This window comes from Mobiluncus mulieris, from assembly GCF_014204735.1.
GTDB classification, from domain to species: Bacteria; Actinomycetota; Actinomycetes; order Actinomycetales; family Actinomycetaceae; genus Mobiluncus; species Mobiluncus mulieris.
In genome coordinates, this window is record NZ_JACHMA010000001.1 from 335,180 (window position 1) to 358,916 (window position 23,737).

Here is a 23,737-nt window from a genome sequence, read left to right on the forward strand (position 1 = left end):
GTGCGATTTCGGTCATGTCGTCATATATAGCGAAGATGTAGCCGAAATCGCCCCACTTACGTTTGGCATTGGACTCACTGGATTTGGTTCCCGAGAAGATTTCGGTACAAATCGTTGTTTTTCAATTCTGCGTGAGTACCAGCAGCTGCTATCTGCCCGGAATCCAAGAGAACAATCTGTTCTGCTATACGGATTGAGGCGAGTCGGTGAGCAATAACGATAGTGGTTCGATTAGAGCGAAGCTTGCGGATTTTTTCAGCAATACTGGCTTCTAGGAATGGATCGATATTGGCTAGTGGTTCGTCAAGAATCAGCACCTGTGGATTGCGTAAGAAAGCGCGTGCAATACCAATTCGCTGACGTTCTCCGCCTGATAGAGTAGTTCCGCGGTCTCCAACTCGGGTATCGAGACCCCCCAGCGAGGTAACCAATTCGTCGATGTCTGCCGCTCTGAGAGCTTCCCACATTTCAGCATCTGTGGAGTTTTCTTTGGCTAATTCAAGGTTTTGGCGGATAGTTCCCGCAAAAATATGGCAATCCTGCGGGACAAGAGCTAAGCTTTCGCGGTATGTATCCGGTTCGAGACTGCGTAAATTTTGGCCATTGAATCGAACCTGTCCATTTGTGGGGTCGAGAAATCGCATAGCTAGATTAGCGAGGGTGGTTTTCCCGGCTCCCGACTTTCCTACCAGAGCCAGTGACAGCTCAGGCTTAGCGGATAAGTTTATTCCTTGGAGAACAGGTTTGTTAGATTCATAGCTAAACTCCAGATTTTGAGCAACCAGAGTCTCCTTTTCATTTTGGTAGTTGGGCAGATTCGTATCTGGGACGGAGGGAATAGGGTCTTTAGCTTGAAGAATGAGCCTGATGCGGTGCGCACACGCCCCAATTTCTCCAACTCGACCTAGCATTCCGACCAATGTGAGTGCAGGCATAGTGGACATTCCAGCAAGCACAATAGAAACAGGTAGTAGCTTGGCATCCAGGGTGCCATCGAGCACACGACCGGTTAAAATGACTAAAATTGAGATAGAACCGAACGAGGTAGCGATGGCAGAAAAAGCTGATTCCCAGGCTTTACGAATTGTTTGGCGGTTCTTTACGTGTTGGACTGTTTTAGTAATTTGCAGCACAAGGCTATTTTGCTGTGCAACCATTCCAAGTGATCGAAGTTCACGTTGTCCTTGAATAGAATCAAGTCCGGTAACTCTGAGTTCTACAAGCGCATCTCGGAGGTGAACTCCCTGTCTCCCCTGAATGTCAAGAAGAAACAGGGGTATAAGAATCATTGCAACTATCGGCAACGCCATGATTAAACCAACTGATCCAATTAGGACGCATAAAGCTATGATGAATACTGCTGAATTTAGTACTGCACAAATTGCAGTTGATGCGGTATGGGCATAAAACCACTCAAGGGTTTCAGCATCGTTCATAGCGGCAGATGCAACATCACCCGTGCGTTTACCCTGAAGCCCGAGTGGTGCGATACGTTTGATAGCCTTATAAATGTGCACCCGAAATACATGTAAAATTCGGTACGCCACTTCATGAGACCACCATACGTCTAACAAGGTGGAAATAGCATTTACCAGTACTAAGGAAAATAAGAGCGCAAAGAGTCCGGTGAGGGAAGAATCCTGATTAGTAAAAAACGAGGTACTAATCCCCACTGAGGTAACAGCAACACCAACAGTAGTTATCTGGGAAAATGCGGTAACAATGGTAGCTGCTATAAATAAAGGAAAGCATTCCCTTAACATGGCCATCAGGCTCCAAACTTCTTTTATAGTGTTCTTCATGTTACTAGCCTTCTACTATTTGTGTATGTAAGAGTTTTGACCAGGCTGAATCTGGGTTTTTTGCCAATTCTGCGGGGAATCCTTGGCAGAGAATCTCTCCATTTCCTAAAACAATAACGTGGTCTGTCCTGGCTGCTGTATCAATCCGGTGGGTCACGATTAGCATTGTGAGTTCTGGCTTGGCTTGACGTATATCGTCTAGTACAGAGTATTCTGTATCGCTGTCGAGGGCTGAGGTTGACTCGTCGAGAATCAGTATTGGGGTGTCTCTAATCAATGCTCGAGCTATGGCGAGTCGTTGTTTTTGTCCTCCAGATAAATTGGTGGCGTGCTCAAAGATGCGCAGGTTTAACACAGAAGAAGTATCGTCTGCGTTTTCTTGATGCAAATTGATTGCATGTGCCCAGGTGAGTGCGTCTAGCATTTCTTTTTCAGTAGCAGACGGATTGGAAGAAAGTAAGATTTCTCTTACTGTCCCAGGGAAAATAATTGGATCTTGTGGAACCAAAGTCATAGCTCTTGTAATATCAATTTGTCTGGGGTCGTTCCCAGCTAAAGAAATGGTGCCACTACTAGGTTGGTCGAACCCCATCATTAGTCCGAGTGCTGTAGATTTTCCTGAGCCGGACAAGCCAACAATCGCGGTGATTTGTTGTGCTGGGACGGTGAAGCTAACTCCGTTTAACGCAAGTTCATTGGCTCCTAAGTATGTGTAACTAACATTTTGGAAGCTTATATTCCCACACGTCTTGGATGCTTGTTCTGTTAGCTTCGCAGGAGGCGTAGCATCAGCGGCGCTAAAGATGGCATTCATAGCAGGTAAAGCAGAAATTCCAAAGAATGCCTCATGCCAACATGAAGATAAAGTATTGAAAGGTCTAAAAAATTCAATTGAAAGCATCGTTATAACGAAGAGTTGACTAAGCTCCATTTGCTGGTGTCCAATTTGGAAAATTGCAATCGTCAGTCCTAATGCCGGCCCTAATACTTTCATTCCTCCACTGAGACCGGTTTCTCCCAGGGAGAGACGGAGCTGGTTTAGAGTGGTTTGCAGCAAGCTGGTTGACTGGTTTTGGAGTCTTTTCCCGTATCTATCCGCAGCACCAAAGGACTTGAGCGTAGACATTCCCATCATCGCGTCTATGAAATCTGCGTTGAGATCCTCGTAGGCAATCCAGTGACTCTGCCCTCTTTCAGCCAGCGCTTTGTCCCAAAGACGAGGAATCGCCACGATACTAATACCACACAGCAGAAGCACGATTGCAATCAGTGGGCTGCTAAGCCCCATGCCGATAGTCAGAGCTATTGCGGTCACGAGAGTAACGACTAACTGGGTGAAATACTTAATGAAGTAGGGCTCAATGGCCTCAACCCCATCGGTCAAGACGGATTGGATTTTTCCTGATCTACCGAGGCCAGCACGCATAGGGCCGCGTTTGTCAAGTTTATCTAGCAGTGCCCCACGCAGACGTGTCTTTAATTTCAGGCCTGCTCTATTTTGCAATAACTGGCCGGCAACATCTGCTAAAGGACGAAGAATCAGCATTATTGCTACACCGGAAATCAAATAGATGATGGTCTCGAGATTCCTTGACGTGAGTAGTTCAGTGAAGAGCAAGGCATTGAGCACAGCAGCGCCGATGTAGGTAGCTGAAGAAATCAGACCTGCGAGGATGGAGGGCAGCAGGAGCCAAGCGGTCACTCCACCGGCACGCATGATGCGTATTTGATTGGTAAACACAAGCGATTCCTTCCCTGATGCCGTAAACTTGCGTACTTACTAAGGGTAAGCTATCCTTAGTTTAAGGTTTGCACATCTGAGTAGAGTTGTCAACTTCCCCCAGCGGTGCTCTGTGAGTCATTATAGCAACAGATTTAACTACAAGGAGAAGGAAATCGGGATGATAACGACGTGGAAGGTTCGAGTGGCTTTGCTAGTATCCTTGACCCTAGTTCTGTTGTTATGTATACTGCTGGGCGTTTCAGTAGGGGCAACTGACATACCGTTGGTCACTGCTGTTGACGGGCTGAGAGCCTTTTTTGACGGTGCTGTTTTAGACAGGTACACAGGCACCCCTGATATCCAGGTAATTCAAGAAATTCGTGCGCCAAGGGTGCTTTTAGGTGCCACTGCGGGGGCGGGGTTAGGTGTTTGCGGTTTAATTACGCAATCCTTGCTGCGTAATCCACTTGGCGATCCATATATCCTAGGTATCTCGTCCGGCGCCTCCGCTGGAGCAGCATTTGTAATAGTGGTCGGTATTACAGGTGTATTTCATTCAGCAGTAGGCGTCTCATTAGGAGCCTTCTTGGGGGCTGTGGTGGCGATTGTGCTTGTAACACTTTTAGCTAGCGCTGGGGGAAGTATAACACCTACAAGAATTATCTTTGCCGGTATGGCAGTTAACTACTTTTTTGCTGCGGTAACTAGCTTAGTAACGCTGATGGCCGGTACGGCTGCGGGACATAAATCAGTCATGTTCTGGACATTAGGGTCGCTCGCGTCGGCTAAATGGAATGATGTGGGCATAGGATTGAGCACAACTGTAGTGGCGTTGCTACTTTTTGCTCTATTTGGTAGAAGAGTTGATGTCCTAAATTTAGGTGACGACTCTGCAAGATCACTAGGTACGAACCCGAAATTATTTCGTGACGTGCTATTTGGCATCGTGGCTTTTACAGTAGCGATTTTAGTTTCCCTGACCGGATCTATTGGTTTTATAGGTTTAGTTATTCCACATTTAGCTAAATTATTGGTAGGTTCTATGACTAGAATTTCCCTACCTATTGCTGGGTTAACAGGAGCGATACTTTTAGTTATTGCAGATATTTTTGCTCGAATAATTATTAGACCAGCTGAAATGCCCATAGGAATATTGACAGCTATTGTTGGCACACCGATGCTTATGGCCTTAATTAGGAAATATGCAAGATAAGAAGGAGATAAAATGTTATTTATGAAACCGAATTTGGAAGAAATGAATAAATATATATATGGAGACGAATGGGCTAATCTTTGGCAGAAGTATTTTGCTTATCGACCAACTACTAACGACGCAGTGAAATTTCTTTCGGAACTAGCGCCTAACGGAAAAGTGCTAGAACTTGGAGTAGGATCCGGTAGAATTGCATTACCGTTGTCAGAAAGCGGTATGCGTGTTACTGGACTAGATTCATCAACAGCGATGCTCAGTTATCTCCAGAAGAACGATCAAAAAAATGCAGTGCAAGTGGTAGTAGGAAATGCAGAAAAATTTGAGTTGAAAGACAAAGATTTTGATTTAGTATATTTTGTATCTTGGGGTTTGCATGCTCTATTGAGTGAAGAAAAAGTAAGAGGATGCTTTGAATCTGTGAACAAGCATTTAAATAATCACGGACTGTTTGTCATAGAATGTATGCACTATGAAGGATATAAATTTAGTGATAGAACTTTGCAGATTGCCGGTATGGATACAGGTCTCGCGGTGCTTTCCGGAGAAATGAGAAATTTGGATGCTCAACTGTTGTTAAATACTTATGTATTTCTCAGAGATAATGAAACACCGAGAGTACACACTTCAGCATCTCATTATTGGACGACAGAACAACTAGATACAATGGCAGGGGAAGCAGGATTTGACTTTGTACAAGCATATGGTTCATGGGGCAAGATTTCACTTACGAATAAAACGCCAAATATGATTAGACTTTATCAGCGAAAGTAGGTTGTACTATGAAAAATTATGAGATACCTGCGCAGTCTGGCGCCCAAGTAGATGTAGATATTCAGGTTACTAATGGAACTTGGAGCTTTGAACATGGTGTTGCTGATTCGTTTGTATCTCATGTTCGTAAGTCTGTTCCTCTGTATGATCACGGGCACAGAATGGCAGCAGAAATTGCTTCTTGCTTTACCCTACCTGGAGGATTCGCTTACGAATTGGGTTGCTCAACCGGTGAATTAATTACCAAATTGGCAAATTACAATTCGCGTACCAAGTCAGTAAATTGGGTTGGTATAGATAATTCTATAGAGATGGTTGAAAAAGCTCGTGAATCCTGTAAACAGTTTGACAATATTGAAATAATCTTGGGAGATATTGTAGATTACGAACTTCAAACCTGCGATTATGTTGTGGACTTCCTTACTAGCCAGTTTTTAAACAAAACGACTCAACTTACATTATTCAGTAAGATATATAATAGTTTAAAAGAACGAGGTGCGTTTTTTCTGTACACTAAAATATTACAAGAGGATTCGTTTTTTCAGGATTTATCTTCTGTGATGTATAACAGATTCAAAATATCCAATGGATTATCTCCAAGTCACGTTCTTTCTAAATCTGAGAGTGTTTACGGTGTGATTAAACCGGAACCACAGCATGTCATGCTAAACCTACTCCATGAAGCAGGATTTCAAAAAATTCTGCCGATAATCAGGTTTCTAAACTTTGAAGGTTATTTAGCTGTGCGAGTATAAAAGAGGTTATATTAATTTATATTTCCACTGAAAACAAATTGTTTAACACCGTCATCTACTACTTCTTTCGCATTTACTGAATACACTTCATTAATGAGGTGAGTATTAAGAATTTCATTCGGATTCCCCTTACAATGAACCCTACCACGACTTAATATTATTGCTTCATCGCAATATCTGGAAACCAAATTCAAATCATGCAGAATTATTACAGCTGTTTTCGCCACTCTGCGAATTAACTCCAAAATTTGGTGTTGATACTTCACATCTAAATGATTAGTCGGTTCATCGAGTAGCATGCATGAACTTTGTTGTGTTAGAGATCGTGCAATCAGTATGCGTTGACGCTCACCACCTGAAAGAGTATCAACATAACGATTTCGAGCATCAAACATTCCAACTTCCACCAGAGAATTGCTAGCTATCATCATATCTTCCTTAGAGTATCCCTGGGTGTCACGCCTATGTGGCGACCTACCCAGCAAGACTAAATCCCACACTCTCATCCTGTCTGTGGTGTTTTCAAATTGTGACACAACTGATATTTTGCGACCTATCTCGGAGGTTCGTAATGTGTCAATCGGCTTGTCAAAGACCTTGATTTCCCCCTCGTTAACATGTTGAGCACCGAACATTGCTCTAAGTAATGTTGTTTTACCAGATCCATTGGGACCAGCTATCCCAACTATCCTACCTTCAGGTATCTCAAACGATACCTCATCCACCGCAATAAAATTGCCAAAGCGGATAGATACCTGATGTAAACTAAGGGGGAAATCAGCCATAACACGCGCCTTACTTGGTGATTTGTTTTGCTAGTTCAATCGTGCCATATATGGCAGACGGTGAAGCATAGCCAATAGCCGATTCGGCATAAAATATCTGGTTATTCTTCACAGCTTTTAAGTCTTTGAAACCTGGAATCTTTTCTAGTCTTGCCATGGTACTTTCCTTCGTTGCTCCGCCCATGCCCGTAAGAACAAAAATCATGTCCGGATCTGACTTCACGAAAGCCTCTTTTGCGATGGCTCCTTGGTGAGGATGATAATTCGGGTCAATCGCAACTTTGACACCTAATGCGTTGTTAATTTCGCCAATAACACCTTGGTTTCCGTAGCTAAATAAATCCTCATCGGCGTCTCCATAATAGTACGCATAGGCAACAGTTCTTCCATTACCAGGATTATCTTTTTTAATCTTATCGAGTTGAGTTTTTAAGTCTTTGACTGTTTTGTCTGCTACCTCAGAAGTGTTAAGTAGCTTCCCAACTTGGCCAATCTCTCTGAGAATAGTGTTAAAGCTTTCATTTTGAGGCTGCTCTTTGTAGAAATAGTGGCATTCGGACTCATCGACGATTGCAGGTATTCCTTTTGCGGAGACATCTTGGGGAGATAATTGCTCGCTGCTGAATCCACCACCATAAGCGAGATCAGGCTGCGCCGACACCAAGCCCTCCATACTAAGCTGGTCGTTGCTCAAAAGTTTAATTTTATCGGCTCTGTCACCAATCCACTCTGCAGGTTGCTCACCCCACTCATTAGCTCTCCCAATAACTTTGTTTTCATCTGCTCCTGCAGCAATTAAGTAGGCTAATCCTGTTACGCCCATAGACACCACTTTTGATGGATGCTTATCAAATGTCGTTTCCACTCCACAGTTCTTAATCGTCATCGGCATCGATGTGTCGGATTTGGCCTTTGTGGCATTGTTTGTAGTGGTGGTAGTATCTTTTTGAGCACATCCTGAAAGCAGCGATACTGTCAAACAACTTGCACTTAATGCTGCAACTATTTTCTTCGTCGGACTCACTTTTCAAATTCCTTTCGTGTCATGTCGAGCTCATCACAAACCGGCAGCAGCATCTGAATAAAGCTTCAAATTCCAGACAACGAACTGCGGATGAAGCATAACTCGCTCCTAATGTATTAATAACCGTTGCAGGTAGTAGACTTCACGCTACTACCGAGACAAGGTTAGCCTAACCTAAATAAAATGTCAAGTTCGAGGACTGTATTTTGAAGCCTGCATCCTCTTAGGCCTGCTCAGACCTGAAACAGAGGCAATTCTCGCGTACAACTTGTCTCGATAGTGACTAAGTTTCCAGAGATAACGTACATGGGTTGACCCCGTAGCCGTTTCATGCGTACAGCTTGGTTGCTTGATAATTCAGGTATTTCCACAGTCTTTGCTCGTGATTCCTGCGTACCACTGGGTCGAGAGGCCCCTCATGTCCTCCTTCGACACTGTAACGCCAATATGTCACTTTACCGCCTAGGCTCTCCGCTCGTGCCGCCAGACAATCCGCGTGGTAAATACCGGTTATGACATCGGAGCTGTAGCCGGTAATCAGCCAAGATGTGTTGGCTAAGCAGCCCCTCGCGGCTGGACAGCACAGTGGATCCTCTTTTTGCATGAACTCTTCCCAGTCTTGCGTACGGGGGTCTCCATATTCTTTCATCCAATTTTTTCCCTGTTCTGTTGATGGGAGATTTTTTGTTGCGCTAATTGGAACGCGGCAAACTACATGGCTGACAAGCTCTGGGTGATAAATAGTGGTTAACGCCGCAACGAGTGCTCCATGAGACATTCCGTGAAGAAAGGTGAATTTGGGGTCACAAATTTGCGATTTGTGTAGTTGACGGAGGGCAGCGACCACATCTGATCTTACTAGGTAACGGTTGTTTTGGGTTCCCGCTTGATGCCATGCCTTTCCGTACTCGTAGCCCCCTCTACTGTGTATGAGTGCAATGTTAAATCCTTGATCAAGCCAGAATCGGCGGATTTCATGGGAGTAAAAACTGTGGTTGGTCTGCATAAACCCTCCATAAACAAACGCAACTGTGGGGCGCGACTCGGAAGGCGTGCCGTAGCAGTCTACAGGAATCGGGGTATCGTCTTGGGATTTGGCTACGGTAATCCAATGACAGTTTAGATGATTGCTGGTATGGGTGCTCTGCTGGAGCGTGATAACACTGCCTGTGTTTAAATCCACGCGGTAAAGGCTTGGGGGGTCGAGAAACGATTCGGACTGTACAATCAAAGCGCCAGGTGATGTCTGCACCGGTCGCAGATGATGCCCAGATGGGAAAATTTCTCCAGTTTTACAGATTTTCGCTTTCCCGTTGTATGTTTCACAAATCAAGGCTTCGCAGCCATGTAAATATCCTCCGAACACGGTTGGATGCGTGGTTGTTTGCCACGATGGAAAGAAGGCGGTTCCGTCAGAGAGCTTAATTTCTCCTCGAACATATCTGACAAGGCTTTGACCTGGTCTTATGTCTGTAACTGGCATTTCCACTCTCCGGTTTTACTCTAGATGCTTGCGTAGGGTTGGAAAATATGCAAATATTACCCTTGGTTAGGCTAACCTAATTTTGGGATTTTGGCTAACCGGATGTTGTACCTCGTAACAGAGGAAGGAGGTGATTAGTATGGATAAGCTTGAAATCGTTGAAATCGAGGAGATTCGAACCGACCAGATTGCAGTTCCTCACTGCCATCACGGAACAACCCCGCAAACCTTTGCGTGGAAATAGCCCGAGGTGTGGTTTCGAGGCGGGGCTAGCTCGTCCGGCTAGCCCCGCCTTATTAAGGTACTCAGTCTGTAAGGAAAAATATGTGGGGAATTTGTGCGGAGTTGCGTCCGCTTGATTGTAAAAGAAGTCTCTTAACCTGCGCCGATGGCACTGATTTAGTGCTCTTCATGGGGGCACCAGAGATTGCTCAGGCGTTGTCTGAAGCGGAGCAATCTCAGTCAGAAAATCCACTTGGTGCGAATCTTGCAGCAGCGTTATCCAAGCACGACTGCTTCGTGGAGATAAGTCAACTGCTACCTAGTGGAGCAGAGACCAGCATAGAGAGACTAGAGGAGCCGGAAATCCTCGTCTGTGGATGTCCTGAAATTGCACTAAAGGTTACTAGTTGTTTGCGTGAACAAGGGGTTGTAGCAAATTATCTCGAAAGCTCAATTCGAGAATGTGCATATAGCGCGTTCAATAATGACATAATTCTTGTAGCGTGTCGAGGAGAGGAGTCTCCACAGGTATTTTCAGAAGCGATTTCAGATATATCAAGTTTGTGTATTTCGCTAATAATAATTGATTACGAAGCAACGCTTTTAAATATAGGTCCGGTTATATGGGAAGGCGTCGGTGCTTCATATGAAGATTCTCTTGTTCGGAAAAAGGCGAATTCCGTAGAAATAGAGGCTTTTCAAGCAAAATTGGGTGCATCAGTGTGGGGGAATTTTATCAAATATATTGGAACTTCGCAGCGCGTATTTGAATCAGCTGCTCAGCTACTAAAATCAATAGCTAAATGTGAAGTAGATAAACAAAAAAACACCAGTGTTGATACCATATGGAAGATATCTTTAGCAGGTGAATTGGAAGTACATGCAGCACTACCATGTAAATTTATTATGACTGCCAACAACATAGAGCAATGCCACCCGTCGACTTTTGTGGTCGATAGCGATTACGGCATTGTTAAACACATTTCTAAGGTAAAGCACACATCGTATATGCCTAAAACGCTACACACGACTCAAGCCCGAACATGCGATTTACGCAGAATCGGTGGGTATCTAAATACTGTATTTTGTCAAGGTTCTCGATTGATACCCGATAGTTTGAGTCAGACAGAAAAGGACAGGCTGATTTTAGATACACGGCAGGCAGCTATTGGTGAATCTATAGAGCGCTATTGCTCGAATCTAATAGACCTTAAGCCAGTTTTACAGGGGTCGTATCAGGCGCTATCGCAACGTGGAATACCGGTACTGAATCCCGGAGAATTGGTATTATTCTCCTCGTCTCAGTATAAGCAACACGGTTTTCCATTTACTCCTTTTGACAGGGACTTACCAGTTGAGTGGGTAGAAGGCAGATATTTAGATGATGATTCACCTATTTTTGTTCCTGCTTCTATGGTATATGTAAATTGGTATTCTAAACAATATGCAACATCTCCTCGTGTTAATTTTCCGGCATTCGCAGGTGTAGCGGCAGGAACTACTTTTGAGCAAGCGTGTTTATCTGGAATTAGTGAAATCATAGAACGTCACGCGACGATGGTCTGGTGGCTTAATGCTTACCCTCTTAGTCACATCAACTTACGTGGACACTTTAGCGACTTGTTTGATGGAGTCAAAGAAACTCTTCGTGGTAGCCTGATTCATTTAGACAATACTTTTGGAATTCCTGTAGTGGCCGGTGTCGTGCATAATGATACTTCTAAGCTGGTGCATATTGGGTTTTCCTGTCGTTCGACCGTCAAAGAAGCTGCTTTTAAAGCATGGAGTGAAGCTCTAACTCTTCAAGAGGGAGCACACGATCTTAATAACCCCAATGGGACACACTGGCAGGCTATTAACAAGGGCCTACTCCCGGGACGCTCTTACAAGAGGTGGCGTCTAGATCGCAATTACTTAGACGATTTTCGTTCAGATTTAAAAGATGTAGATGATCTTTTGGTGCAACAGGAATTATACCTTGACCCTCGCGCTGTCAAAAAAGTAGCGCCGCTTTTAGATCTGCCCCCTTCGCGTGATATAGATTCTATAAATCAACTCCCCGATAGCCGTTTGGAAACTTATCTTAGTAAAATTGCGCGTCGAGGGATGCGGGTGATTGTAGTCGACATAACTTCCCCTGACGTAGCATCTTGCGGATGGAAAGTTGTCAGAACAATTATACCTGGTACTGTAGGTAACACACCTGCCGCTTTTCCATATTTAGGAAATAATGTTGTGGCAGATGAAGCTGTTCGTTTAGGATGGTTTGAAATTCCTAAATCAGATTCTGAGATGAATATATTTCCTATGCCGCACGCATAGTTTACTCTTGCCGACCGTAGCGAAATGGGCAGGTTGAATTTTCTATAGGCTAGGCGCTATATTGCTGCAATTGCCACACGTCGTGGCGGTGCATGACTTGCATGCTTCCACCGTGTCCACGGGGTTGCCGGTGCTAACCGCGCATGTCATCTTGGAAGACGAGTGTTTCCACGACGGACACACCGTAGAAATCCTGGGTCAGATTGAGGATTGTCTGCAGCATCACCACGAAATCTCGATTTACCACACCACGATTCAATTGGAGCCGGCCTCGCGTGCGGACTTCCACAACTGGAAGGAACAGGTGTAGCCGCTGGGGGTCGGTTGTTCGGTTCCGGTTGGTTCTGACTCTGCTGGATTTGGCTGGGACGGCTTTTGTCGTAAGTGGTGCGATTTCGGTCATGCCGTCATATATAGCGAAGATGTAGCCGAAATCGCACCACTTGCGTTTGGCATTGGGCTCACTGGATTTGGTTCCCGAGAAGATTTCGGTACAAATCGTTGTTTTTCAATTCTGCGTGAGTACCAGCAGCTGCTATCTGCCCGGAATCCAAGAGAACAATCTGTTCTGCTATGCGGATTGAGGCGAGTCGGTGAGCAATAACGATAGTGGTTGAATTGTCCCAAGTTTTGTTCCTAGGTTTTTTGAGAGGATTGTTTTATGCCTAGGAATTATTCGCAGGAGTTTAGGGATCGTGCTGTCGGGCTGGTGTTTGACCGGCTTCGAGACGATTCTGGGGTTTCGAGATGGGCGGTTATCAGCGATATCGGACTGAAACTCGGTGTCAGCCGGGAATCACTGCGCCGCTGGGTGAATCAAGCTGAAATAGATCAGGGCGAGAGATCCGGGGTCACTCGAGAGGAGTCTGCCGAGATACGACGTCTGGAGGCCGTAAACCGGTTACTACCCGGCCTTCACCCCGCCCGGATACACGCCCGGACTTGGTTCAACGCCGGTTCAGCTCCAACGCGCCGAACCGGCTGTGGGTCGCGGATATCACTTATGTCAGAACTTTGTCGGGTTTCGTGTACACAGCTTTTGTTACAGACGTGTATTCACGCAAGATTGTGGGCTGGGCTACCAGGTCAACTATGCCACTGAGGCGTTGCCGTTAAAGGCTCTAGAACAGGCGATAGGCTGCGCTAAAGACAATCTGGCAGGACTTAATCCATCACGCTGACCATGGTTGTCAATACGTAAGCATTAAATACAGTCAACGACTAACAGATGCAGGGATTAGATCATCGACCGGAACTATTGGGGATTCTTACGATAACGCGCTAGCCGAGACTGTCAACGGGCTATACAAAACCGAGTTGATTTACTCCCAGACCTGGCTCATGTACCGAAGTCGAATGGGCGACCCTGAACTGGGTGTACTGGTGGAATCACCAGCGTCTCCATGAATCCCTCGGCTACGCCACCCCCGAGGAACTCACCACAAACCATAATCAACACCGAGCCAGAGAACTGACCCCCGTATAAGAAGCGGAACAAAACCTGGGACGCTTCACTGGCGTGGCTGGGGGAAAAATGGCGGCTGGGGGAAAATGGCCGCCGGGGGCGGGGTTGAAACTAAGGGACGTGCTTCCGGGGAGGCCGGGACGGCCGACCCCCAGCGTGACCAGTGTGGTCGCAGCGCGACCAGGGTGGCTCGCGGCGTGAGCCGCGGCGTACCAACGGGATTTTGGCCGCGAACTATGCGGCGCGGGTTCCGGGCGCGAGATAGGTGGTAACGCGAGATACGCGAAATACGCGAAATACGCGAGATAACGGGGATAGCGAGCTGGGACTGCGCCGATAGGGTTTGTGTTTACATATTTGAGCTTCCTCGCGGGGGGGGGTAGCATTTTCACCGTGGTATAGGCTGAGGGTTTTGCCGGGGTCTACCGCCACAGAGTTCGTGAAAACTATAGGTAAACATATAGGTAGAGATGTGTGGGTGAAGAGTCAAATGTTTAGAGAGTCTGACCCTGGCAGGGGTGCTGCGCATGTTTCTGATGGTTGCTCGTTGCGGTCGCGACGCTTTGGTTCGCCGGCTGGTGCGGTGGCGCACAGGCGTTCCCGAGGTCTGGGGTTTGGCGTGCTTTCACGTTTCCCCCGGCTGGTTTTAGCAGCGGTTTTAGCCTGTGTGCTGGTGAGTGGGACTGGCGTGCCCGCACGCCAGGCGTGGGCTAATGGGTTTAACTTTCCTGACGGCAGCTACCTGTATGCGAATCGTGATTCTTCGATGAGGGTTCAAAGGTATGTGGATATTAAACTCGAGCCCTGCGATGAACACTTTAACACGAACAAGTCTAGCGCCGATAGGCAGACTTTTGGACAGTATTACCTGGTTCAGTACCAGTTTAATAATCACAACTACTGGTGGGGCGCCCGCCCGTTCTGGTGGGGTGGTATCCCACAGAATACCCGGCTGGTTGGCGACCAGATTTCTTTAATCAAATACGAGGAGCTAACCCATAAACACACTGGGCCTCAAACAGTGGAAAAGTCTACCGGTTACTCCAAAGAAAAATGGGTGCAATCGAATAGCCGTTTCTGGTTTACCAATGATGGTAATGATGCTAATGCAAGCAAGAACTTTGAGTGGAACTGGCAGCGCATGACCGGCGAGGGGACGCATTACAACCAATCCGGTGGCACCATGGGCACTTCACAGGCTTATGGCCGGGCTACGCATGATTTGATTATCAACTGGGAGCGCCGGGGAAACACCAGGTTCACGATCAGTTTTAAAGTTCAGGTGATAGACAAGAATACGCCGCTGAAGTTTGCCGCTGGCGTGTACCAGGTGGCGGGTAACTGGCATTACACGGCCGGTAAAACCGTGCTGGCTCCGACATTGGCGACATACGCTCAAGAATTAGAGCTTAACTATCCGAAAGAAAAAGTGCCGGTGGCGAATTTTGGGAACCCGAGCGGGTCTGAACGCCAGGAGGTGTTGAAACGCCTGTGGGAGGCTAACCAGAATAATACTGGCGTGTTGAAACACCTCAAGGGTATGCCCCAGAATCCCCAGAAGCCCACCCTGGAGGATTTCGGCCAGGCCGTGTCAATCAACCAGGATGGCAGCGTGACGGTCACCTATGCGGATAATTCCACTAATCATAAATCCGTCGACACCATAGTGAAGGAGAATCTGACTAGGCGCTATGTGCCTCTCGCGGATCGCACAGAGGTTACCTACCCGCCTGCCACTACCGTCAAAAACCCGGGAAAGCTAACTGCGGAAGAACGGCAGAAAGTCGCCCAAGCGGTTAAGGACGCTAACCAGAAGGTTAAGAACGATAACAACAAAAATGGTATCAAGGAGGTCACGGTTGACGAGAAAGGCAATGCTACTGTTACCTTTAACGACACGGTTGGCACCTCTTCCACTAAGAAACTGGAGGGCAAATACCTGGTGCGGAAACAGGTTCCTCTAGCGGAACGGTTCACGCCCTACTACCCGTCGTTGCCCCTACCCGTGGATAAGGTTGAAAAATTAACCCCGCAGGAAAAAACACAACTGATTGGACGCATCCTTGAGGCTAATAAGGGTCGTACAGATGGGTTCATGGGCGCTATCGGCAACCCTACTAGCGCGGAGGACGCGGAAAAACGTGGAATCATTAAAATCGGCGATGATGGTAGCGCGACCATCGTCTACCGGGATAACGCCCCGGATTTTCCTTCCCGCGATAAGCTCGATGATAAGGCGAAGCTAGTGGTAGCGCGCGGAAACCTCGCCGAGCGCGCGAAGCTCGCGTACCCCACGCGCACGCCGGTGAACGACCCCAGTCAACTCAGCGTACAGGATATAGCAAAGGTAAAACGGGCAGTCTGGGCGGCAAACGTCAAAAAATCAGGGGATGAGAAAATTTTCCTAAATGGGAATATGGATAGCGCGTTTACTTTTGATAATAACACCCAACAGATGACGGTGCATTTCGCGGATGGTTCCACGACCACCGTTGGCTACGATTTGCTGGTGTATGCGCAGCCCAAAGCCGATCCCCCGAGCACAAAACCATCTAGCACGGGAAGTGGCGGATATAAATACAATCTCACCAAGATCGCTATCCCTGATGTGGAACACCCGACGAAGGAGGATTGGCAAAGGTTTGAGAGGAAATTTATTCAAGACAACTGGCAAGTGAAGACGAATACAGGGCATGCTCCCATAACTGATGAGTCCATTAATAAGGCTCCCGGTTTCCTGGATAACTTCACGAAAAAGATAGATCCTAACTCTGACGATTTTGGCCTGCAGTTGTGTGACTTCTATGGTAAATGGGAAGTAAAAAATGGTTCTACGTTAGAACTTGGCGATTGTGAAAGCGGTGAAAATGGGAAAGATGGAATCGCACGCATACATTATCTAAATAATACCATTGGAATAGTATGGTCTTCAGGTTCTGATACGTGGAGTGAAATGATTACTCTTCACAAAGACGACTGCTTTGTGTCCGATACTGCTGAGCCTAAGCCGGATGTCCTGAAGGAGCAAGCGAAGGAACTCATTACGAAGGTAATACAGGGGTACATGCTTCCTGACGAAGATGTCAATAAGTTTAAGAAAGACCATGAGAATGATATAAATAATATTAAAAAACCAAGCGACGTGGATAAGCTGGTTCAGCAGGCTAACGAGGCTGGCAAGCAGATGCAGCAAGACCATGCTGCAGAGTGGCAGAAACAGCAAAGCGAGAATGCTAACAATACTGCCCGGCAAGAACAGCAGGAGGCTAATACTAAGCAGCAGGAGGCTGATAAAAAGGCAGAGCAGGACACAAAACAGCAGCAGCAGGAAGATAATCAGGCTGTTACTAAGCAGAAAACTGACCAGGAGAAGCAGCAAAAAGACGATGATAAAACGGGGGATAAGCAGAAGCAGGATTCCCAGCTCGAGTCGGACAAGCAGAAGGTCATTGATAAAATCATGAATAATGACCAGCTCAAGCCCGAGGATAAGCAAAAGTTTATCAAACAGGTGCAGGATACCAAAGTTCCTTCCGGCGGTGGCAGTACGGGGAGTACTACCGGCGACAGTACTGGCGGTACTGGCGGCGGGAGTACTGGTGGCGGTGACACCAGCGGTGGTACTAGTGGTACCGGCGGTGGTACTACGCCGGGCGGCACTTCCCCGGACACCTTGGACAATATCCTGAAACAGGCGCAAGACCAGGGCACGACAAACCAGCAGACGGCTGATGACAACAATTATGGCTCCGACCCTGGCACTGGTAGCAGCCCTGACCAGGCTACGCATACAGCGGAACAGGCAGAGCAACAGGCAAAGCAAGAAGAAAATCAGGCGAAGGAAAAGGCTAAAGACAAGATTGGCGATTTGCAAAACGGCGGCCAACTCACACCCGATGAGGCGCAGAAGTTCAAAAAGCGGATCGAGGATGCAACGGGACTGCCCGAGGTGGATGGTATCCTGACCGATGCCGAGCTTGCCCAAAACCGAAACCGGGCAAAGGATGACATAGGCAAACTGCAATACCTTAACAATGCGCAAAAGGATGCTTTGCAGCAGGAGGTTGACACTCTTGACGGCGCGGTCGACCCCCAAGACGACAGCATAAACGTGGCTAAGTTTAAGGAAGCCATCAACAAAGTGGTGGAGAAAGCGAAAACCCTCGACGGCAAAATGAAGGATTTCCACGACCTCATCGGACGCGTGAATGCTCAGAAGGGCAAACTCACCCAGACCCCCGACTACCGGAATAACACAGACAATAAGCGGGATAAATTTGACCAAGCCCTAGGGGATGCCACCAATCTGGATGACAAGGACACGGGGCAGAATGCCGATTCCACCGAGGTAGAAAAATACACCAAGGCTTTGCAAGACGCTGCGGACGCCCTGGGCGGCGTGGACAAACCGAAAGTTGACAAGACTGCGTTGCAGCAACTGGTTAATGAGGCACCCACGGTAGAGAAAACTACCAAGTATGTTAACTCTAACCCCGGCAAGCAAAACGCCTATACGCAAGCCATCACCGAGGGCAAGAAAGTATTGCAAAACCCCAATGCAACGAAGCCAGATGTAGATAAGGCTATCCAGGCCATCAACCAGGCGAAAAACGGGCTGGATGGTGCGGATTCCTCGCCAAAGCCGACAGGAAACCCGACGCCGGAGGCTAATCCTGGTTCGGGGACAACCCCGAGCCCGACCTCGACACCGGATCCGACCCCCAGCCCGAATTCTACCCCCAGCCCGGAGGCTAATTCTGGTTCGTGGGTGAGCCCGGATTTCTCGTCAGACTCGGGAGAAAACCCGACACCGGATCCGAGCCCCAGCCCGGATTCGCAGGTGAAAACAACCGGTAGCGACCCGCTGCCGGTGGACAAGCACGACCTGCTGTCACAGATAGCAAAGGCGGAGGCTGATTCGCACCACGGCGCCGGTAAACCCGGCGGGACGCGGGCGGGCGTGAACAGTAATGATACGGTGAAAACCGCGTTTGCTTCCTCCCCGGCACTGCAGGGCAACGAGCCTAAAGCCAAGGGGCTGGCTGATTTCGATGCTGCCCTGGTGGAAGCTAAGAAGGTCGCTGCGGATCCCGACGCTACCCAGTCTCAGGTGGATGACGCCACCCGCAACCTGGCGAATGCGCGTCAGGCTCTGGGCGACGCCCAGTCTGAGGCGGAACTGGCGCACGCGGATACCCCCCTGAAAGTCGACAACCCGGGTCGGGAAGCGGCGGAAGTTTTGAGCAAAACCGGTTGCAACGCCTCCCTGCTTTCCCTGTTGGCTGCGGTAATGGCTACCGTCGGCACGGCACTGTTCTGGGGGACTCGCCGCCGGAGGAATCCTCGCCACAGTATGTAAGCCACAGTAGGTAGGCCACGGTAGGTAGGCCACGGTAGGTAGGCTGAAGTTAGTAGGCCACGATTTGTGGCGCAATCAGGTGGTGGCACGTTCAGTTAGTAACACATTCGGGTGTTTCCTGGTTTTGTGCCTTGCCTGTTCGAGGCACCCCAGGCTCCCGGCGACCCCTCCCATGGGGTCGCCGGGAGCCTGTAACCCCTGGTGTCAGGCGGGCTGGGGGGGCTGGGTCGCCTTGGGGGTGCTGGGTCGCTTTGGGGGTTTTGGCTCGTCGTGGGGAGGGGTAAGCTGGGGGCAGCAGGCTTACTAACGATAATGAGATTCAAAATGGTGGCTCGCAGTGAATATTCAGCCACGTTTCATATACAATAACCTGGATTTACTAATTGCCAACTGGTCAGGATTCACCCGGTTATTGAGAATAAAAGGGAGCTTATGAGCCAAAAAGAAAAACCTCACCCATGGGAAAACCGCCGCAAAACAAACCCTCACCAAACGTCCCCCGGCAATACTCCCCCCCCGCAGCGCAACACCCCCTAATGCAACCCACGACCACTCCCACCATCACGGCGGAGGCGCGGACAAAAAACGACTAACCGTCGCCCTCGCCATCACCCTCACAGTGATGCTGGCCGAACTAGCGGGGGCAGCGCTGACCGGAAGCCTAACCCTACTGGTCGACCTGGGGCACATGCTCACAGACTGCGCGGGATTGACCCTAGCGGTTACAGCCGCCTACTTACAGCACCGCCCGGCCACCGACCGGCGCACCTGGGGGTGGCGACGCGCCGAAGTAATCTCCGCCGCCCTGCAGTCCCTCCTGCTGATCCTCATCGGCGTATACGCGGCCATCGAAGCGATAAAACGTCTGGTGGAACCGCAACGAATCGGCGCGGAAATGCTGCTGGCAGTGGGCATTATCGGACTATTAGGAAACCTGCTCAGCCTGACAATCCTGCTGAGTGCCAAAAAAACAACCTCAACCTGCGAGTCGCCTTCCTGGAGGTTCTGAGCGATTCGCTAGGCTCGGCGGCGGTAATCATCAGCGCCATCGTGGTGGAACTCACAGGTTGGGTACAAATCGACTCGGTAGCAGCCCTGGTAATTGCCGCCCTGATCGTGCCCCGCGCGGTGATAATCCCGCGCCCGGCAGGAGAAATCTTGCTGGAGGCCACCCCGGAAAAACTAGACCTGGAAAAAGTCCGCGAACACTTACTCGAATTACCCCACGTAGTGGCGGTACATGACCTGCACGCCTCCACGGTATCTACGGGACTGCCAGTGCTGACGGCTCACGTCATCCTAGAGGACAAATGCTTCCACGACGGGCATACCGTGGAAATCCTGGGACAAATTGAGAACTGTCTGCAACACCACCACGGAATTTCCATCTATTACACCATGGTTCAGCTAGAACCCGAGTCCCGTGCCGACTTTCACCACTGGAAAGAGCGAATCTAACGCACGAATCTAAAACGCAAACCTAACGGGGCGCAACTAACAGGGTGCAACCTACCAGTATAGCGGAGCCTATCAGGTTAGCAGAGCGTCACCTACCAGGTTCCTGCCTCGAGCCAGCAGTACTTAGGGGCAAAGCACCCGCTAAATGGTAAACGTGTAAAACACCCGCTAAACGGCGAACGCGCAAAGCTAGTTCCCGCTTAGTTCCCAAACCCTAAACCGACAGGCCGCAGCCCCTAGCCGCGAACCCACTAGAACGCGACGTGGCCAAACAGGGCAATTACGCACAACACCACCGCGACTGGCACATAGACAAAACGCCCCACCGTCAGCCAAAACTTGCCCCGGGGACGCGCTGCCCCGGTATTGATGGCTCGGAGCAACTCCTCGCGGCGCATCACCCAAAACCAGGTGATAGCCCCCAGGCTTGCCCCAATCGGGATGATGTAAATCGAGACCAAATCCATCCACGGACCCCAAGACGTGATTGCCTCCATGCCCAGTCCCGCGCCCAAAGCAAGCACGCACAAAACCACCAGCACCGCCGGGCGGTTAAATCGCGGAAAACGATGCAACAAGGATTCACCCACGGCCTCGAACATGTTTTGCAAGGAACTGACGCCCGCGAAAATCATGGCCACGTACAGGATTACCGCGAACAGCTGCCCCAAAGGAATGCTTTGTAAAATCGCCGGGAGCGTCACAAACAGCAAGCCCGGGCCCGCCCCCACGTCGGTTTGAAAAGCGAAACAAGTCGGGATAATCACCAAGGCGGCGACCACCGCCGCGAGCGTGTCAAAAAACCCGGTGCGCTGGGAAACCTTTACCACGTCCTCGTCGTCAGGTAGATAGGCGCCGTAAACAATCATGCCCGACCCCGTAATCGAAAGCGAAAAGAAGGCCTGACCCATGGCCCACACCCACACGGTGGGGTTTACCAGCGCCTCCCAGCGCGGAGTCAACATGAACAAGTACCCTTGCGCCACGCCCGGCAAAAACGCCACCCGCACCGCCAAGATAACAAAAATCACGAAAAACACCGGCATCATGATGCGGTTGGTTTTCTCGATGCTTTTCGCCCCCAGGAACAGGGTCACCAGCGTGCCAATCACCACAATCACGTGAAAGGGCACCACCGAGAATCCCTGCAAGGCGAAGCCCTCGAACCATTTTTCGGTGTTGGCGCCCATTAGTTCCCCGGTCAGGGAATCGAACAGAGCCTTGGCCACATAGGCCACAATCACCGCGTAACCAATCGCGATACACAGCGAACCCGCGAGTGGCAGCCACCCCAGGGCAGCGCCAATCTTCCCGGCCGTGTCCCCGCGAGTCGCCCAAGCCGCCCGATACGTCCCCAGTGTCCCGGTCCGCGCCCGGCGTCCGTTGGCGAACTCGGCGGGCAGGCCGACATAGGTAAACAGCAGGACAAAGAAAATATAAATCAACAGGAACGTGCCCCCGCCGTTATTGCCAATTTTATAAGGAAAACCCCAGACATTGGCCATGCCGACGGCTGACCCGACCGAGGCCAGAATAAAACCCCAGTGGGTAGCGAAGCGGTGTGCGTGGGGGGCTAACGAGGTGTCTCGGTTTTCCAAGGCTGTTCCTTTACTTTCCGCGTGGCGGGTGGTTGTCTCGGTTCATGAGTGGCCACTTGGAATCTGCCGCCAACGCATCGCACTAAATACTAATAAATTTGAGCGGAATCCCAGAAATTGCGTCCCGATTCCCGGATGGCACCTCATGAAGTCGCCCAATCAGCGGCGGCGCAGGTACTTGACTATGCCGGTGGCGCTGGCTTCGACCACGGTGAGGGTGTCGTAAAACCCGTCGAGGCCGCCGTACCAGGGGTCGGGCACGTCGTAGTCTCCATCCGAGCTGTATTGGTCGGAATAGTGGGTGCGTTTGCCGGGTTTGTTGGGGTGGTCGGGGTTTTTGCCGGGTTCATGAGGCGCTTGTCTGGGGTGCTCGCGCACTGAAAACCCTACGGTTCTTTTCGTTCGCAGTCTCTGGTAATATTTAAATAACAGGACTCCCCGCACCTCTCAACGATGTGTCCCAGGGGAGACGTTCATGTCTGGAGGAAATCCGTGGAGCTGAAGCCGCCACTGCCACTTGAACAGCAAATTCAGGCTTAGTGGACAGAAAGTGTTGATTTTTTCTTGGTTTTTCGTTGGTGTTTCAAGGGAAGATGGGATAAAAGTCGTTTGGACTTGACTTTTTGGTTGGACAGTTAGTGTTGATTTTGGTCGGGTTTTTTGTTGGTGTAGCAGGGGAAAGTCTGGTTTAAAGTCGGTTTCATACTGGTGGGTATGAAAACGAATAGGAAAGCTTGTCCCGAGTGTGGGAAACCAATGGTGAAGAATGGCCACGATAAACGCGGAGTGCAGCGCTGGCGCTGCCCAGAATGCCGGATTACTGGCCGGTGGGGCAACGATGTGACAGCACGGGACTTAACGTTTTTCCTGGAGTTTATCCTGGGTAAAAACACTCACCGCGACTTACCAGGACAAGGCCGCACGTTCAGACGGAAATCCGCTAGGCTGTGGGAATTATGGCCAATCTGGATTCCGGACGGGGAGGCTCACCGTGTTATTCATGTTGATGGAATATATCTACGCCGGATTGTGGTGGTTTTGATAGCCTACTCTGATAGGCACGTGGTGGGGTGGCATATTGCCCGGAAAGAAACCACACAGGCCTATAAAGACCTGCTCAGCAAGATACCCCCACCCCAGCTAATGCTATGTGATGGCGGCACGGGCTTCGCCTCGGCCAGGCGGGCGTGCTGGAAAACTACTAGAGTACAAAGATGCCTGTTCCACGTGTTTTGTAACATCAAGTCCTACACTTCTACCAAGTCAAAAAGTCCTGCTGGTAGGGAACTCTACCGGCTGGCTAAACAACTTCTAGCCGTGAAGACCACTATAGACAGGGACAAGTGGATAGTAGATTTCTATACCTGGACGAAGAAGTATGAGGATTTCTTGGCCGAGAAAACTCTTACGGACACGGGGAAGTATGTTGATACTCATGAACGACTGGTTAAAGCCCGTAACCTGCTAATACGCCTTATCAAGAAAGGTGAAATGTTCACGTTTCTGGAACCAGATTTATACTCCGACAATGAGAGAGTTGGGTGTCTGCCAAGGACTAATAACCCTATCGAAGGCGGAGTAAACACGCAGCTAAGAAGCGTCCTTAGGGCGCATCGTGGTATGGGAATAAACCATCAACTCCGCGCTATAGCCTGGTGGTGCTACCTGCATACTCAGTCCCCGGAATCCCCCGCAGAACTTCTAAGACTAATGCCAACAAAACAAGGGTAACCCCACTATTGGTGGGTGCGAAACTG

14 protein-coding genes and 3 pseudogenes are annotated in these 23,737 nt (G+C 49.2%); 10 read left to right on the plus strand and 7 right to left on the minus strand.

Going from position 1 to position 23,737, the window contains the following annotated elements:
- Nucleotides 1-74: 74 nt before the first annotated feature.
- Both F4555_RS01540 and F4555_RS01545 read right to left on the minus strand, forming a co-directional pair.
- Nucleotides 75-1,802: an ABC transporter ATP-binding protein gene (locus tag F4555_RS01540; protein WP_115325533.1), complete on the minus strand. Its 1,728-nt coding sequence runs from the start codon at nucleotides 1,800-1,802 to the stop codon at nucleotides 75-77.
- 4 nt (nucleotides 1,803-1,806) lie between these two features.
- Nucleotides 1,807-3,543: an ABC transporter ATP-binding protein/permease gene (locus F4555_RS01545; protein ID WP_115325532.1), complete on the minus strand. Its 1,737-nt coding sequence runs from the start codon at nucleotides 3,541-3,543 to the stop codon at nucleotides 1,807-1,809.
- Between the two features lie 160 nt (nucleotides 3,544-3,703).
- On the opposite strand from F4555_RS01545, the gene F4555_RS01550 reads away from it, so the two are divergent.
- The 3 genes from F4555_RS01550 to F4555_RS01560 are packed head-to-tail and all read left to right on the plus strand — an operon-like array spanning nucleotide 3,704 to nucleotide 6,264.
- Nucleotides 3,704-4,738, plus strand: coding sequence for a FecCD family ABC transporter permease (locus tag F4555_RS01550; RefSeq protein WP_004014796.1), 1,035 nt, complete (start codon nucleotides 3,704-3,706; stop codon nucleotides 4,736-4,738).
- Nucleotides 4,739-4,750: 12 nt separating this feature from the next.
- A complete protein-coding gene (locus F4555_RS01555) occupies nucleotides 4,751-5,509 on the plus strand; it encodes a class I SAM-dependent methyltransferase (RefSeq protein WP_004012975.1) in 759 nt (252 codons plus the stop codon).
- Nucleotides 5,510-5,517: 8 nt separating this feature from the next.
- Nucleotides 5,518-6,264: a methyltransferase domain-containing protein gene (locus tag F4555_RS01560; protein WP_004017488.1), complete on the plus strand. Its 747-nt coding sequence runs from the start codon at nucleotides 5,518-5,520 to the stop codon at nucleotides 6,262-6,264.
- Between the two features lie 11 nt (nucleotides 6,265-6,275).
- On the opposite strand, the gene F4555_RS01565 is transcribed toward F4555_RS01560, so the two are convergent.
- The 3 genes from F4555_RS01565 to F4555_RS11010 all read right to left on the minus strand — a co-directional run bounded on the left by F4555_RS01565 (nucleotide 6,276) and on the right by F4555_RS11010 (nucleotide 9,556).
- On the minus strand, nucleotides 6,276-7,049 hold the full coding sequence (locus F4555_RS01565; protein ID WP_004014799.1) for an ABC transporter ATP-binding protein: 774 nt from the start codon (nucleotides 7,047-7,049) through the stop codon (nucleotides 6,276-6,278).
- A 10-nt stretch (nucleotides 7,050-7,059) separates the two neighbouring features.
- Nucleotides 7,060-8,073 carry an ABC transporter substrate-binding protein gene (locus F4555_RS01570; RefSeq protein WP_115325531.1) on the minus strand — a complete coding sequence of 338 codons (1,014 nt, stop codon included), beginning with the start codon at nucleotides 8,071-8,073 and terminating at the stop codon, nucleotides 7,060-7,062.
- A gap of 328 nt (nucleotides 8,074-8,401) precedes the next feature.
- On the minus strand, nucleotides 8,402-9,556 hold the full coding sequence (locus F4555_RS11010; RefSeq protein WP_249289393.1) for a prolyl oligopeptidase family serine peptidase: 1,155 nt from the start codon (nucleotides 9,554-9,556) through the stop codon (nucleotides 8,402-8,404).
- Nucleotides 9,557-9,880: 324 nt separating this feature from the next.
- On the opposite strand from F4555_RS11010, the gene F4555_RS01580 reads away from it, so the two are divergent.
- From F4555_RS01580 to F4555_RS01610, 6 genes and pseudogenes are all read left to right on the plus strand, one after another.
- Nucleotides 9,881-12,100, plus strand: coding sequence for a SagD/YcaO family ATP-dependent cyclodehydratase (locus F4555_RS01580; RefSeq protein ID WP_115325530.1), 2,220 nt, complete (start codon nucleotides 9,881-9,883; stop codon nucleotides 12,098-12,100).
- Between the two features lie 61 nt (nucleotides 12,101-12,161).
- Nucleotides 12,162-12,410 (plus strand): cation transporter dimerization domain-containing protein, encoded by a 249-nt coding sequence (locus tag F4555_RS01585; protein WP_004012968.1) that lies wholly within the window; start codon nucleotides 12,162-12,164, stop codon nucleotides 12,408-12,410.
- A 351-nt stretch (nucleotides 12,411-12,761) separates the two neighbouring features.
- A pseudogene (locus tag F4555_RS01590) lies at nucleotides 12,762-13,007 on the plus strand (transposase); the annotation flags it as partial.
- Nucleotides 12,989-13,586, plus strand: a pseudogene (locus F4555_RS11015) (IS3 family transposase); the annotation flags it as partial. The pseudogenes F4555_RS01590 and F4555_RS11015, both read left to right, overlap by 19 nt.
- 469 nt (nucleotides 13,587-14,055) lie before the next feature.
- Complete coding sequence (locus tag F4555_RS01605; RefSeq protein ID WP_147286464.1) at nucleotides 14,056-18,924, plus strand: GA module-containing protein; 4,869 nt, start codon at nucleotides 14,056-14,058, stop codon at nucleotides 18,922-18,924.
- 505 nt (nucleotides 18,925-19,429) lie between these two features.
- Nucleotides 19,430-20,382, plus strand: a pseudogene (locus tag F4555_RS01610) (cation diffusion facilitator family transporter).
- Nucleotides 20,383-20,633: 251 nt separating this feature from the next.
- On the opposite strand, the gene F4555_RS01615 reads toward F4555_RS01610, so the two are convergent.
- Together F4555_RS01615 and F4555_RS01620 are read right to left on the minus strand one after the other, a co-directional pair.
- Nucleotides 20,634-21,980: a sodium-dependent transporter gene (locus tag F4555_RS01615; protein WP_004017134.1), complete on the minus strand. Its 1,347-nt coding sequence runs from the start codon at nucleotides 21,978-21,980 to the stop codon at nucleotides 20,634-20,636.
- A 159-nt stretch (nucleotides 21,981-22,139) separates the two neighbouring features.
- Complete coding sequence (locus F4555_RS01620) at nucleotides 22,140-22,358, minus strand: low molecular weight phosphatase family protein (RefSeq protein ID WP_036342551.1); 219 nt, start codon at nucleotides 22,356-22,358, stop codon at nucleotides 22,140-22,142.
- Between the two features lie 336 nt (nucleotides 22,359-22,694).
- Between F4555_RS01620 and F4555_RS01625 the strand changes: the two genes are divergently transcribed.
- Nucleotides 22,695-23,711, plus strand: a complete 1,017-nt coding sequence (locus F4555_RS01625) for an IS1249 family transposase (RefSeq protein ID WP_147286463.1) — start codon at nucleotides 22,695-22,697, stop codon at nucleotides 23,709-23,711.
- Nucleotides 23,712-23,737 lie beyond the last annotated feature (26 nt).

Bases quoted from the DNA above. Each gene is read 5' to 3' on its own strand.
- F4555_RS01540 (WP_115325533.1), bottom strand. From the start codon at position 1,802: ATGAAGAACACTATAAAAGAAGTTTGGAGCCTGATGGCCATGTTAAGG.
- F4555_RS01550 (WP_004014796.1), top strand. From the start codon at position 3,704: ATGATAACGACGTGGAAGGTTCGAGTGGCTTTGCTAGTATCCTTGACC.
- F4555_RS01555 (WP_004012975.1), top strand. From the start codon at position 4,751: ATGTTATTTATGAAACCGAATTTGGAAGAAATGAATAAATATATATAT.
- F4555_RS01560 (WP_004017488.1), top strand. From the start codon at position 5,518: ATGAAAAATTATGAGATACCTGCGCAGTCTGGCGCCCAAGTAGATGTA.
- F4555_RS01565 (WP_004014799.1), bottom strand. From the start codon at position 7,049: ATGGCTGATTTCCCCCTTAGTTTACATCAGGTATCTATCCGCTTTGGC.
- F4555_RS11010 (WP_249289393.1), bottom strand. From the start codon at position 9,556: ATGCCAGTTACAGACATAAGACCAGGTCAAAGCCTTGTCAGATATGTT.
- F4555_RS01580 (WP_115325530.1), top strand. From the start codon at position 9,881: ATGTGGGGAATTTGTGCGGAGTTGCGTCCGCTTGATTGTAAAAGAAGT.
- F4555_RS01605 (WP_147286464.1), top strand. From the start codon at position 14,056: ATGTTTAGAGAGTCTGACCCTGGCAGGGGTGCTGCGCATGTTTCTGAT.
- F4555_RS01625 (WP_147286463.1), top strand. From the start codon at position 22,695: ATGAAAACGAATAGGAAAGCTTGTCCCGAGTGTGGGAAACCAATGGTG.